The organism is Streptomyces sp. DSM 42067 (assembly GCF_055792885.1).
In genome coordinates this window covers 4,095,657-4,109,066 of record NZ_CM147706.1, presented here as the reverse complement: position 1 = coordinate 4,109,066, position 13,410 = coordinate 4,095,657, and the positions used below count along the sequence as shown (strand labels likewise).

General features: G+C 70.1%; 11 protein-coding genes. 7 read left to right on the top strand and 4 right to left on the bottom strand.

The window, feature by feature from the left end:
- Positions 1 to 20: 20 nt before the first annotated feature.
- Complete coding sequence (locus tag ACSMXV_RS18850) at positions 21 to 524, bottom strand: MarR family winged helix-turn-helix transcriptional regulator (RefSeq protein ID WP_181866938.1); 504 nt, start codon at positions 522 to 524, stop codon at positions 21 to 23.
- Between the two features lie 156 nt (positions 525 to 680).
- Here ACSMXV_RS18850 and ACSMXV_RS18845 point away from each other — a divergent pair, with 156 nt between their 5' ends.
- Positions 681 to 1,466 carry a dioxygenase family protein gene (locus tag ACSMXV_RS18845; protein WP_473178724.1) on the top strand — a complete coding sequence of 262 codons (786 nt, stop codon included), beginning with the start codon at positions 681 to 683 and terminating at the stop codon, positions 1,464 to 1,466.
- A 138-nt stretch (positions 1,467 to 1,604) separates the two neighbouring features.
- Here ACSMXV_RS18845 and ACSMXV_RS18840 read toward each other — a convergent pair whose 3' ends face one another.
- Positions 1,605 to 2,123, bottom strand: a complete 519-nt coding sequence (locus ACSMXV_RS18840) for a GNAT family N-acetyltransferase (protein WP_473178723.1) — start codon at positions 2,121 to 2,123, stop codon at positions 1,605 to 1,607.
- A gap of 169 nt (positions 2,124 to 2,292) precedes the next feature.
- Here ACSMXV_RS18840 and ACSMXV_RS18835 point away from each other — a divergent pair, with 169 nt between their 5' ends.
- The 4 genes from ACSMXV_RS18835 (at position 2,293) to ACSMXV_RS18820 (ending at position 7,833) form a co-directional block, all read left to right on the top strand.
- Positions 2,293 to 3,300, top strand: a complete 1,008-nt coding sequence (locus ACSMXV_RS18835) for a sigma-70 family RNA polymerase sigma factor (protein ID WP_473178722.1) — start codon at positions 2,293 to 2,295, stop codon at positions 3,298 to 3,300.
- Between the two features lie 384 nt (positions 3,301 to 3,684).
- On the top strand, positions 3,685 to 4,446 hold the full coding sequence (locus ACSMXV_RS18830; protein WP_473178721.1) for a DeoR/GlpR family DNA-binding transcription regulator: 762 nt from the start codon (positions 3,685 to 3,687) through the stop codon (positions 4,444 to 4,446).
- Positions 4,443 to 5,390, top strand: a complete 948-nt coding sequence (gene pfkB / locus ACSMXV_RS18825; protein ID WP_473178720.1) for a 1-phosphofructokinase — start codon at positions 4,443 to 4,445, stop codon at positions 5,388 to 5,390. Before ACSMXV_RS18830 ends, pfkB begins: the two co-directional genes overlap by 4 nt.
- 361 nt (positions 5,391 to 5,751) lie before the next feature.
- Positions 5,752 to 7,833, top strand: coding sequence for a PTS fructose transporter subunit IIABC (locus tag ACSMXV_RS18820; protein WP_473178719.1), 2,082 nt, complete (start codon positions 5,752 to 5,754; stop codon positions 7,831 to 7,833).
- Between the two features lie 106 nt (positions 7,834 to 7,939).
- Here the strand turns inward: ACSMXV_RS18820 and ACSMXV_RS18815 are convergent, their stop codons facing one another.
- Positions 7,940 to 8,695, bottom strand: coding sequence for a DUF6227 family protein (locus ACSMXV_RS18815; RefSeq protein ID WP_473178718.1), 756 nt, complete (start codon positions 8,693 to 8,695; stop codon positions 7,940 to 7,942).
- Positions 8,696 to 8,835: 140 nt separating this feature from the next.
- The gene (locus ACSMXV_RS18810; protein ID WP_473178717.1) at positions 8,836 to 9,870 is read right to left on the bottom strand and encodes a P1 family peptidase; all 1,035 of its coding nucleotides are present in this window, start codon (positions 9,868 to 9,870) and stop codon (positions 8,836 to 8,838) included.
- 319 nt (positions 9,871 to 10,189) lie between these two features.
- Between ACSMXV_RS18810 and pflB the strand changes: the two genes are divergently transcribed.
- The gene (gene pflB, locus ACSMXV_RS18805) at positions 10,190 to 12,484 is read left to right on the top strand and encodes a formate C-acetyltransferase (protein ID WP_473178716.1); all 2,295 of its coding nucleotides are present in this window, start codon (positions 10,190 to 10,192) and stop codon (positions 12,482 to 12,484) included.
- A 99-nt stretch (positions 12,485 to 12,583) separates the two neighbouring features.
- A complete protein-coding gene (gene pflA, locus ACSMXV_RS18800) occupies positions 12,584 to 13,396 on the top strand; it encodes a pyruvate formate-lyase-activating protein (protein WP_473178715.1) in 813 nt (270 codons plus the stop codon).
- Positions 13,397 to 13,410 lie beyond the last annotated feature (14 nt).

The window sequence follows — 13,410 nt, the reverse complement described above, 5'->3', positions numbered from 1 at the left end:
GACAACCAACGGTCGCGGGCTCAGCGAAGCCAGGGCAGATCCGCGCCCGCGTCCTTCGGCTCCAGTCCCTCGGCGACGATCTGCATGATCTCGCCGAGGGACTTCTGCTGTTCGGGCGTGAGCCGGTCGAAGAGCGCCTGGCGGACGGCTGCCACATGGCCGGGTGCCGTCCTGCTCAGCACCTCGTACCCCGCATCGGTGAGCACGGCGAACTGGCCGCGCTTGTCCGACGGGCAGTCCTCGCGGCGCACCCAGCCGTTCTTCTCCAGCCGCGCGATCGCGTGCGAGAGGCGCGAGCGCGTGATCTTGGCGACCATGGCCAGCTCGGTCATCCGCAGCCTGCGCCGGGGGGCTTCGGAGAGCCGTACGAGCAGTCCGTAGTAGACGTGCGGCATACCCGCGTCGCGCTGCAGCTGCCGGTCGAGATGGTCCTCAAGGAGCATGGTGGCGTTCAGATACGCCAGCCAGATGCGCTGTTCCTCGCTGGTCAGCCAGCGCGGCTCTGAGTTGGGTGCCGTCGTCATGTATCCCACTCTACGCCTCCTCCTTGAATCTTAAACAAAACGGAGGTAGGGTTGGAAACCGGATAGCTTGAAGTTTCAAATAGACGCGCCGCAGGGTCGCAGTGCCGGCCGTGGCAGCGTGTCGCAGTGCAGCAGGAGCAGTAGGGAGTCACCGCCATGACCGTCACCGCACCGGAGCGTATGCCCGCGCTCTATCTCAGCCATGGCGCCCCGCCGCTCGCCGACGACGCCATATGGCCCGGTCAGCTCGCCGCCTGGGCCGCGAAGCTGCCCCGCCCCAAGGCGATCCTGATGGTCTCCGCCCACTGGGAGGAGGCCCCGCTCGCGCTCGGCGCCACCGAGACCGTGCCTCTCGTGTACGACTTCTGGGGCTTCCCCGAGCACTACTACCAGGTGCGGTACGCGGCCCCGGGCGCTCCCGAACTCGCAGAATCCGTACGGAAGTTGCTGCGCGGCCCCGGCGTGCCGGTGCAGGACATCCCGGACCGCGGGCTCGACCACGGCGCGTACGTGCCGCTCGTCGAGATGTACCCCGACGCCCGTATCCCCGTTCTGCAGATCTCCATGCCGACCCTCGACCCGCAGAAGCTGATGGACATCGGCCGCAAGCTCGCGCCTCTGCGCGACGAGGGCGTGCTGATCGTCGGCAGCGGCTTCTTCACGCACAACCTGGCCGCGCTGCGGCAGGGCGGCATACCCGCCTGGTCGGTGGAGTTCGACGACTGGGGTCACCGCGCGCTGGACTCCGGCGACGTGGACGCACTGCTGGACTTCACGCACAAGTCCCCGGCCGGCCGGCTCGCCCATCCGCGCACCGAACATTTCGCGCCTCTCTTCGTGACCATGGGCGCGGCGGACGCGGCCGGTGAGCTGGATGGGCAGCGGAGCGTGATCGACGGGTTCTGGATGGGGCTGGCGAAGAGGTCGGTCCAGTTCGGATAGCGGATAGCGGTCGCGGTAATCCTTGGAGCCTTGGAGCTGTAGCCCTTCGCGGGCTGCAGCTCCTTTTCGCAGCTGTCCGGGCTGCAGCTCCTTCTCGTAGCTGTCCGGGCTGCAGCTCCTTCTCGTGAGCTGCCTGGGCTACAGCTCTTTCTCGTACCAGGCCACGTCCCAGTACCGCCCGAACTTGCGCCCCACCTCGCGATACGTGCCGATGTGGCGGAACCCGAAGCGTTCGTGCAGGCGGTGCGAGGCCTCGTTCGGCTGCGCGATGCCCGCGTACGCGCGATGCAGGTCCTCGCCTGCCAGGGCCTCGAACAGCGCCTTGTAGAGAAGCGTGCCGATGCCACGCCCGCCCGCGTCCGGTGCCAGGTAGACGCTCACCTCGACGGAAGTGCTATATGCCGGTTTTTTCCGGAATGGGCTTGATGTGGCGTATCCAAGGATGCGACCGTTGTGCTGCTCGTGGGCAACCATGAGGCGGTACGGGCCGTCTTCCGGATGGGAGAGCAGCCAAGGGCGGCGCTCTTCGGGAGCGAAGGGGGCCGTGTCGAAGGTGATGGCGGTCGTGCGGACGTAGTGGTTGTAGATGTCCGTGAGGGGCCCGAGGTCCTCCTCGACACCTGGTCTGACCTGCACCTCTGTGGGCTCTGACGGCATCCTGCCCTCCCTTGTGGCGGCACAGGGTACTGCATGATCACGAAAATTGATGAGCGGCTTGGGAATTCTGTCCGGATTGCAGTCGTTGTTTCCATCGGATGCAGGGCACCCGGCAAGGGTGTCGGCCACTCCAGGACCCGCTCGAATCCACCATCGCAAGGGAGCACGCATGGCAACCCGTGCCGTCGCCAGTCGTCAGTCCGCCGTGGGCGAGACGGACGTGGCACGCAGTGTTCGCGCCGGAGGCGGCGAGATCGCCGATCGCGACCTGGTCGGCATGTATCTCGACGAGATCGCGCGGACGCCGCTGCTCGACGCCGCCAAGGAGGTCGAGCTGTCCCAGACCATCGAGGCGGGTGTGTACGCACGGCAGATCCTCGACGACGATGTGGAGCAGGAGAGCGAGGCCGCGAAGAAGGCGACCCGCGAGGAGCTCGAGGCGCTGGTCGAGGCGAGTGATCGGGCCAAGGACGTCTTCATCCGGTCCAACCTCCGTCTGGTCGTCGCGGTCGCCCGCCGTTATCCGCGCAGCGGCCTGCCCCTGCTGGACCTGATCCAGGAGGGCAACGCGGGTCTGGTGCGCGCGGTCGAGAAGTTCGACTACCGCAAGGGCTTCAAGTTCTCCACGTATGCGACGTGGTGGATCCGTCAGGCGATCACCCGCTCCATAGCCGACCAGTCGCGCACGATCCGCCTCCCCGTCCACCTTGTGGAGGAGCTGGGCCGGATCCGCCGGGTGCAGCGCGAGTTCGCCCGTGAGCACGGCCGGGAGCCGGAGCACGCGGAGATCGCCGCCGAGCTCGGCTCGAACGCGGAGCGCGTCGGGGACGTCCTGGACTGGGCCCGCGACCCGGTCTCGCTCAACATGTCGGTCGACGACGAGGGCGAGACGCAGTTCGGCGACCTGCTCGAGGACACCTCGGCGATCACGCCCGAGCAGTCCGTGATGACGCTGCTGCGCAGCGAGGAGCTCGACGACCTCATCGGGCGCCTCGACCAGCGCACCGCATCGATCATCAAGATGCGGTACGGCATCGAGGACGGCCGCGAGCGCACGCTCACGGAGGTCGGCAAGGAGCACGGGCTCACGCGCGAGCGCATCCGCCAGATCGAGAAGCACGCGCTGCTGGAGCTGAAGAAGCTGGCACGCGACACGGGGTTCGACGCGGCTGCGTAACCCCTGCGGCAGGTCTGCCGCCTCTGCCACCAGGCAGGCGAGCCGCCCGCAAGCTGAGCCCCGGTGCCCTCTCCCCCCAAGGCGCCGGGGCTCACTCATGCCTGCTCCTGCTCACTCATGCCGGCCCTTGCGCATTCGCTGCCGGTGCTTGCTCATTCACTGCCGGCCCTTGCTCATTCATGTCGGCCCATTGCTCTTCATGCCGGCCCTTTGCTCTTCATGCCCGCTCATGTCCGCTGCCGTCTGCTCTCATGCCCGTCTGCTCTCAGCGGCGGGATGCCCGTTTGTGTCTGTTGCATGCCCGAACCTGTTTACTTTCTAGAAATCTAGTCGTACGCTCAGGTGAAACCACAGGTTCGGGCATCGAACGGAGACAAACGGGCCATGTACGCACCGGAGCGTCAGCAGGAGATCCTCCGCCTCGCGCGCGATGGCGGACGGGTGGACGTGCTGTCGCTGGCCGAGGAGTTCCAGGTCACGGCCGAGACCATCCGGCGCGACCTGAAGGCGCTTGACCGCGCCGGCCTCGTACGCCGTGTGCACGGTGGAGCCATCCCGGCCGGCCGGCTCGACTTCGAGCCCGACCTCGCCGAACGCGAGAGCACGGCCGCCGACGAGAAGGACCGCATCGCGCGGGCCGCCCTCGCCGAACTGCCGAGCGAGGGCAGCGTGATCCTCGACGCCGGTACGACCGTGGCGCGGCTCGCGGCGTCCCTCCCGTTGGAGTCCACGCTGACCGTCGTGACGCACAGCCTGCCGACCGCGGCCCGCCTGGCCGACCACCCCGGTATCCAGCTCCACCTCATCGGCGGCCGGGTCCGGCACCGTACCCGCGCAGCCGTCGACGCCTGGGCGCTGCGTGCATACGGTGAGATCCGCGCCGATGTCGTCTTCCTCGCCGCCAACGGCTTCTCCGCCGAACACGGGCTGACCACGCCCGACCTCGCCGAGGCCGCCGTGAAGCGGGCCGCCGTCGCCGCCGCGCGCCGCGTCGTCCTGCTCGCCGACTCCGACAAGCACGGCAAGGAGCACTTCGCGCGCTTCGGGGACCTGGCCGACGTGGACCTGTTGATCACCGACAGCGGGCTGAGCCCCGACGAAGCGAGCGCCATCGAGCGCGGTGGCACGGAAGTAGTACGCGCATGATCCTCACCGTCACCCCGAATCCGAGCCTCGACCGTACGTACGAGGTCCCGTCGCTGGACCGCGGCGAGGTCGTCCGGGCCACCGGCGACCGCATGGACCCGGGCGGCAAGGGCGTCAACGTGTCGCGGGCCGTCGCGGCGGCTGGGCAGCGGACCGTCGCCGTGCTGCCGCTCGGCGGAGCGCCGGGCCGGTTCGTGGCGCAGCTCCTCGACGAGCAGGGGATCGAGGTCGCCCCGGTGCCCGTGGCCGGTCAGACGCGGTCCAACATCTCGATCGCCGAACCCGACGGCACGCTCACGAAGATCAACGCTCCCGGGCCCGAGCTCTCCCCGGAGGAGCAGGAGCTGCTCCTCGAGACCGTGCGCCGGCAGTCCGCGGGCGCCGCGTGGATCGCGTGCTGCGGCAGCCTGCCGCGTGGGCTCGCGCCCTCGTGGTACGCCGAGCTGGTCGCCCGTGCCCATGCGGCGGGCGCCCGGATCGCGCTGGACACGTCGGGCCCGGCCCTACTCGCAGCGCTCCGCGAGCGACCGGACGTCGTCAAGCCCAACGCCGAGGAACTCGCCGAGGCCGTCGGCCGCCCGCTGGCGACCCTCGGCGATGCGGTGAAGGCGGCCGAGGAGCTGCGCGAGCTGGGAGCGCGGGCGGTGCTCGCGAGCCTCGGCGCGGACGGACAGCTGCTCGTCGACGACTCCGGCGTCCACTTCGGCAGCGCCCCCGTCGACGTCGTACGCAGCAACGTCGGCGCGGGCGACTCCTCGCTCGCCGGATTCCTGATCGCGGGCGGCAGCGGGCCCGAGGCCCTCGCCTCCGCCGTCGCCCACGGTGCGGCCGCGGTCCAACTGCCCGGCAGCGTGATGCCGACGCCCGCCGACCTCGAACCGGCCGCGGTGACGGTCACGTCGGCCGTTCCCCAGGACCAAGCCCTGACGGAGCCGGCGCCATGACGATGCAACGAACGATGCGACGCGACCGGACCGTGTGCCGAGACCGGACCGCCGTGCAGCGAGACCGGACCGTGTGCCGAGACCGGACCGCCGTGCACCGAGACCGGACCGCCATGCACCGAGACCGGACCGCCGTGCGCCGAGACCGGACCGCCGTGCACCGAGATCGGACCGCCGTGCGCCGAGACCGGGCCGTGCACCGAGACCGGACCCGGGACCGAAACGGAACCCGCACCGCTGTGGGCGGGTACCCGGCCCTGAGGGTCGGCCGGCTCTCATCCCCTCCCGTTCCTCCCCTCCCCCTCCCTCTCCCCGTCCCCACCCTCGCCCGCAAGGCGATACGCGCGCAAAGGAGCCCGCGATGAGCGACATGATCACCGCGGACCTGGTCGACCTCGACCTGTCCGCCGACACCAAAGAGGCGGCGGCCCGTGCCCTCGCCGAGCGGATGGTGGCCAAAGGCCGCGTGACCGACCTCGACGGCTTCCTCGCCGATGTCGCGGCCCGCGAGGCGCAGATGCCGACCGGTCTCGACGGCGGCATCGGCATCCCGCACTGCCGCAGCGAACACGTCACCGAGCCCACGCTCGCCTTCGGGCGCAGCGCCCAGGGCATCGACTTCGGCGCCGCCGACGGCCCCGCCGACCTGATCTTCCTGATCGCGGCCCCGGCCGGCGCGGACGACGCCCATCTGACGATCCTGTCGTCGCTGGCCCGTCAGCTCATGGACGCCGACTTCACGTCCGCTCTCCGGGCCGCGGACAACGCGATTGCCGCGGCGGCCCTGATCCGCGGCGACGAGGCCCCGGCGACTGCCGCCGCGGCACAGGGTGCCCAGGACTCCGCGCCGGTCGCCTCGGCGGCCTCCGAGGCCGGCGCGGACCGCACGGCCCCGGCGCCGGACGCCCCCGTCAAGGACGGTGCGGCCCCGGCGCCGGGCGCCACGGACTCCGACGCGCCGCGGCCCTTCCGTATCGTGGCCGTCACCTCCTGCCCGACCGGCATCGCGCACACCTACATGGCCGCCGAGTCGCTGGAGAACGCGGGACGCGACGCGGGCGTCGAGGTCGCCGTCGAGACCCAGGGATCGGCCGGCTTCACCCGGCTCGACCCCGCTGTCATCGCCGCCGCCGACGGCGTGATCTTCGCGCACGACGTTCCCGTACGTGAGAAGGAGCGCTTCGCCGGCAAGCCGACCGTCGACGTCGGCGTCAAGGCCGGTATCAACCGCGCCGCCGAGCTCATCACCGAGGTGCGCGGGAAGGCGGCTCGCGGTGAGACGACGTCCGCCGCCGCGCCCGGCACTCCGGTCGAGAGCGCGGGCGAGGCCGGGGACAGTTACGGCACCAAGTTGCGCAAGTGGCTGATGTCGGGCGTCAGCTACATGGTTCCGTTCGTCGCCGCGGGCGGTCTGCTCATCGCCCTCGGCTTCGCGATCGGCGGCTACTCGATCAACAAGGCGCCGTCCGTCGCCGAGCACTTCGTCTGGACCGACCACAGCAGCTGGGCCGCGCTGATGTTCCAGATCGGCGGACTGGCGTTCAGCTTCCTGATCCCGGTCCTCGCCGGCTACATCGCCTACGGCATGGCGGACCGGCCCGGGCTCGTCCCCGGCTTCGTCGGCGGCTCGGTCGCGGTCACGATCAACGCCGGTTTCCTCGGCGGTCTCGCCGCCGGTCTGATCGCGGGCGCCGTGGTGATGGCGATCCAGCGGGTCAGGATCCCCGCACCGCTGCGCGGCATCATGCCCGTGGTCGTGATCCCACTGATCTCGTCGATCGTCGTCGGCTTCCTGATGTTCCTGGTCATCGGCAAGCCCATCGCCGAGCTGCAGGCCGCGCTGACGGACTGGCTGAAGGGCCTGAGCGGCGCCAACGCGATCATCCTCGGCGTCATCCTCGGCCTGATGATGTGCTTCGACCTCGGCGGCCCGGTGAACAAGGTCGCGTACGCCTTCGCGGTCGGCGGCCTCGCCAACCCGACCGAGGGTTCGCTCAAGGTGATGGCGGCGGTCATGGCGGCCGGTATGGTCCCGCCGCTGGCGATGGCGCTCGCCACCACGGTGCGCGGGAAGCTCTTCACCAAGGCGGAACGCGAGAACGGCAAGGCTGCCTGGGTGCTGGGCGCCTCCTTCATCTCGGAGGGCGCGATCCCGTTCGCCGCGGCCGACCCGCTTCGGGTGATCCCCGCGTCGATGGTGGGCGGCGCGGTCACCGGTGCGCTGTCGATGGCCTTCGGATGCACGCTGCGTGCTCCGCACGGCGGCATCTTCGTGGTCCCGCTGATCGGTCAGCCGCTGCTGTACCTGGTCGCGATCGCCGCCGGTGTGTGCGTATCGACCGCGCTGGTCGTGGTGCTGAAGGGGGCTCGCAAGCCGGCGGCCGCCTCGGGCGCGGCGGCGGGTGCGGCTGCTGCGGAGGCCAAGCAGCCCGTAGCGGTGTGACGGCCACCGAGTGATGTAGCGGCGGGGGCGCCCGGGAACTTCCCGGGCGCCCCCGACACATGCAACGCACGGTAGCTGAGGGAGGAACGACTGCCCACAAGCGTGACTACGCGCCCGAAACGCGTGCTGCCCGGCGGTCCATCGCCTCTCGGGCCGCCGCCTCCGTGGAGTACACCTCGCACATGTGCCGGCCGTCCGGCGTCGCCGTGTGTTCGACCTCCCACAGGCTGATCTCGCTGCCGTCGCGCAGCAGGAACGCATGCTCGTACAGGGCGAAGCCGACGCCCGCCCCGCCCACCGGGCATGGGCGGCCGAAAGCCTGCGTGATCTGGTGGGCGCACGCGTTGTGCAGCAGGTGTGCGGTGTCGGCGCCCGGCCGGTCCGGGTTCTCCGCGCGCCGGAGCAGCCGGCGCGCGTGGTCCGCGGAATCACCAGGCTCGTACGCATGCACGGGCAGGTTCGGCACGGGCGGCAGATGCGTCAACACGGGCAGCCCGAAGTCCGGCGCGTCGGGCGGCAACGGCAGACGCGCGGTCGCCGCGCGCAGCTCCTCCTCGTCCGCGTAGAGCTCATGCTGCGTCTGGCCGCCCGGCCCGGTGTTGTGCACCAGCTCCCAGAGGGTGACCGCTGTGCCGTCTGCGAGCAGCCACGTGTGGCGGTACGTCTCGCGGTGCCGCCCCGCGCTGTGGTGCGCGGAGTGCAGCGAAGTGTCGTACGCGAGCGCGCAGTCAAGCCGGCACAGCGTCTCGTCGGGCAACTCGAAGGAGTTCAGAGCACGGCCGAGCAGACGCTCGAGCTGCTCCTCCGGAGACTCGGGCGGCTCTGCTGGTTCGTACGCGGCTGAGTCGTACGGAACGCTCAAGGCTTCTCCCGGCATCGCTGCATGTCACCTCGTGGGTGCATACCGTAGCCCCTTGGCCGGACATCGTGTCCCGCGAACCGGAAAAACGAACGACCCATCCCCGAAAGTTCCCGCCGGCGCCGACAGCCGGAAAGGGTCCCTCAACTCCCGTATAGCTGCCGGTACGACGGGTAGCCGCCGCCCGGCCCTTCCACGGACTCGGCGGACAGGACCGCCCGTACGATCGCCCGCGTCACCATGTCCGCGCCGGCCGCGAGGATCTCGTTCAGCGCGAGGGGGTTCCCGGTGGCCAGCGGGCGGTCACCGGTGGCCAGGGCGAAGACGGTGTCGCCGTCACTGAGGAGATGGACCGGGCGCACGGCACGTGCGATGCCGTCGTGCGCCGTGCCCGCGAGCTTCTGCGCCTGCGCGCGAGTCAGCCCCGCGTCGGTGGCGACGACCGCCAGCGTGGTGTTCAGCGGCGCCGGAGCGTTCTGTGAGTTCTTCGCGGCCGACTCCGCCAGCCGACGCTGCGCCGCATCATGGACCGCCGCCGACGGATAGGCCGCACGCCCTTCGAAGAACTGCCCATAGAGCACGCCCGTCAGCGGGTCGACCGCCGAGCCCGCGGCATTGGCCACCACCAGCGCGGCAACAGTGACACCCGAGTCGAGCAGGGTGCTCGCCGTGCCGACCCCGCCCTTGATTCCGCCGACCACCGCGCCCGTGCCGGCGCCCACGCTGCCCGTCTGCACCGGAGTGCCCAGCTCTGTGCGCGCCGCCGCCTCCACCGCGGCGCGGCCCGTCGACGCGTCCGGCCTGGCCCGGAAGTCGCCGCCGCGGCCCAGGTCGAAGACGCATGCGGCCGGGACGACGGGCACGACGTGCGACGGCTCGGGCCCCACCCGTACGCCCCGCCGCCGTTCCTCCAGCCAGGCCATCACCCCGGACGCCGAGTCCAGTCCGTACGCGCTGCCGCCGGTGAGGACGATGGCCTCGACCCGCTGCACCAGATTGCGCGGGTCGAGCGCGTCCGTCTCCTTCGTGCCGGGTCCGCCGCCGCGCACGTCCACGGCCGCGATCGCCCCGCCCTCCGGCGCGAGCACGACGGTGGTGCCGGTGAGCCAGCCGTCCCCGGTCCGGGTGGCGTGCCCCACGCGCAGTCCGGACACATCTGTCAGCGCATCAACTGCCATGTCTATGTCTCCACCGTCATGTCTGTGTCTCCGCCCGTCCGATTGTCCGTCCTCCCGCCCCCCGTCCCCCCTGCCCCCCCGTCCCCCGGCCCCCGCCCCCCGTCCTCCCCCCGGCCCCCGCCCCCCGTCCTCCCCCCTGCCCCCGTGCCGTCCCCCCACCCCGTGCCGTCCCCCGCCGCCGTCCCGCCCGGCCCGTCGCTCCGCCCATCCGTCCCTCGAAAGTAGGGACCTTCGCCCCGCTTCGGCGAGGACCGAAGCAGCTCCCCCTACCGCTGTGTCAGGCGTGCAATGGACAGGTAGCGACGAAGGGAATCGGATCGTGAGCGTGGCGACGACTGGCACTCCTGCCGAACAGACGGCCGAACAGAACGAGCAGGCATCCCACAGCGGGGCCGCCTGGGACGGCTTCAAGGGCGGTCTGTGGCGTGACTCCATCGACGTCCGCGACTTCGTACAGCAGAACTACACGCCGTACGAGGGCGACGGCTCCTTCCTGGCCGGGCCCACCGAGCGGACCACGCAGGCGTGGCAGAAGCTCCTGTCGATGTTCCCGGGGGAGAACGAACGCGGCATCCACGACGTCGACGTGCACACCCCGTCCCGGATCGCCGCCTTCGCGCCCGGCTATGTCGATCCGGACCTCGATCTCATCGTCGGTCTGCAGACCGACGCCCCGCTCAAGCGCGCGATCATGCCGGCCGGCGGCTGGCGCATGGTCGAGACCGCCCTGAACGCCTACGGCTATGAGCCGGACGCCGCGGTCAAGGACGTCTACACCCATCTGCGCAAGACCCACAACGACGGCGTCTTCGACGCGTACACCCCCGAGATCCGGGCCTGCCGCTCCGCAGGCGTCATCACCGGCCTGCCCGACGCCTATGGCCGCGGCCGCATCATCGGCGACTACCGCCGGGTCGCCCTCTACGGCGTCGACCGGCTCATCGAGGCCAAGCAGGCCGACAAGGCAGAGCTGAACGCCCAGTGGCCGACCGAGCACGTCATCCGTGACCGCGAGGAGATCGCCGAGCAGATCAAGGCCCTTGGCGAGCTCAAGGCCATGGCCCGCTCGTACGGCTATGACATCTCCCGCCCGGCGGCGACCGCCCGGGAAGCCGTCCAGTGGCTGTACTTCGCCTACCTGGCGGCCGTGAAGGAGCAGAACGGCGCGGCCATGTCGATCGGCCGCATCGACACCTTCCTCGACATCTACCTGCAGCGCGACCTCGAGCGCGGGCTGCTCACGGAGCCCCGGGCACAGGAGCTCATCGACGACTTCGTCATCAAGCTCCGCATCGTCCGCTTCCTGCGCACTCCCGAATACAACGACCTCTACTCCGGCGACCCCACCTGGGTCACCTGGACCATGGCGGGCATCGGCGAGGACGGCCGACCGCTGGTCTCCCGCACCACCTTCCGTGCCCTGCAGACCCTCTACAACCTGGGCCCAGCCCCGGAACCGAACCTCACCGTCCTGTGGTCGCAGCGACTTCCCAAGGGCTTCAAGGAGTTCGCCTCCAAGGTCGCCATCGACACCAGCGCCCTCCAATTCGAGTCCGACGACCTGATGCGCCCCAAGTACGGCGACGACACGGCCATCGCCTGCTGCGTCTCCGCCATGGCCATGGGCAAGCAGATGCAGTTCTTCGGCGCGCGCGTCAACGTCGCCAAGGCGCTGCTCTACGCAATCAACGGCGGCCGCGACGAGCTGACCGGCAAGACCGTCGTCGAGGGCTTCGAGCCCGTCACCGGCGACTACCTCGAGTACGAGGACGTTGCCCGGCGGTACGACGCGATGCTCGACTGGCTGGCCAAGACCTATGTCCACGCGCTCAACGTCATCCACTACATGCATGACAAGTACGCCTACGAGCGCATCGAGATGGCGCTGCACGACCGGGAGATCCTGCGCACCATGGCCTGCGGCATCGCGGGTCTGTCCGTGGCCGCCGACTCGCTCTCGGCCATCAAGCACGCACGGGTGAGGGTCATCCGTGACGAGACGGGTCTGATCGTCGACTACGAGACCGAGGGCGGCTACCCCGCGTACGGCAACAACGACGACCGTGCCGACTCGCTGGCCCAGCAGATCGTCCACGACTTCATGGCGAAGGTGCGCAAGCACCCCACGTACCGCGACGCGGTGCACACCCAGTCGGTGCTGACCATCACCTCCAACGTCGTCTACGGCAAGAAGACCGGTAACACCCCCGACGGCCGCCGCGCCGGCACGCCCTTCGCCCCGGGTGCCAACCCCATGAACGGCCGCGACAAGCACGGCTACATCGCCTCTGCTCTGTCGGTTGCCAAGCTTTCGTACGACGACGCCGAGGACGGCATCTCGCTGACCAACAGCGTCACACCGGACGCCCTCGGACGTACCGCCGATGAGCGCATCGCGAATCTGTCCGGCGTGCTGGACGGCTTCACGGCAAGCGGCGGATTCCACATGAACGTCAACGTGCTCGACAAGGCGACACTCGAGGACGCCATGGAACACCCCGACAAGCACCCGCAGTTGACCATCCGGGTCTCCGGCTATGCCGTGAACTTCGTCCGCCTGACGCGCGAGCAGCAACTGGACGTCATCAACCGCACCTTCCACGGCTCGCTGTAGAGCCACAGACCGTGGTAAGGCCACAGCTTGCTGTAAAGCCACGGCTCGCTGTGAACCGGCCGGCTTCAACTCCGGCTTCGGCAATTCGGGAGTCCCACCATGCCCCTGCTGCTCGGTCAGAATCCGGCGGTGTCCGCCACCTCGAGGGCCGCCACCCCGGCCGCCGCCGCAACCCGCCGCCCCGTCGAGGGTTCCGTCCACTCCTGGGACCTTTCGACGGGCGTCGACGGCCCCGGCACACGCTTCGTGACCTTCCTCTCCGGATGTCCGCTGACGTGCCTGTACTGCCAGAACCCCGACACCTGGCGGATACGCGACGGCAGGCGCACGGCAGCCGACGACTTGGTCGCCGAAGCCGCCAAGTACACGGCGTTCATCGCGGCGGCGGGAGGCGGAGCCACCCTCAGCGGGGGCGAGCCCCTGTTGCAGCCCGTCTTCGCGGGCGAGCTGCTGCACCGCTTCAAGCATGAACTGGGCCTGCACACCGCCCTCGACACCTCCGGGTTCCTCGGCACCCGCGCCACGGACTCCCTGCTGCGCGACGTCGACCTCGTGCTGCTCGACATCAAGTCCTGGGACCGCGAGACGTACCGGAAGGTCACCGGCCGTCCGCTCGAGCCGACCCTCGACTTCGCCCGTCGCCTCGCCCGTCTCGGCAAGGACGTCTGGGTCCGGTTCGTACTGGTCCCCGGCCTGACCGACGACCCGGCGAACATCGACGGCGTCGCCGCCTTCGCCGCCTCGCTCGGCAATGTCTCCCGGGTCGACGTGCTGCCCTTCCACAAACTTGGCGAGACCAAGTGGCAGGAACTCGGCAAGTCCTTCCCCCTGCACGACACACCGTCTCCGGCCCCGGAGCAGGTGGCGACGGCCAGGCAGATCTTCGAGGCGCAGGGGCTCAGGGCCGTCTGAGGCCCTTCGCGCCC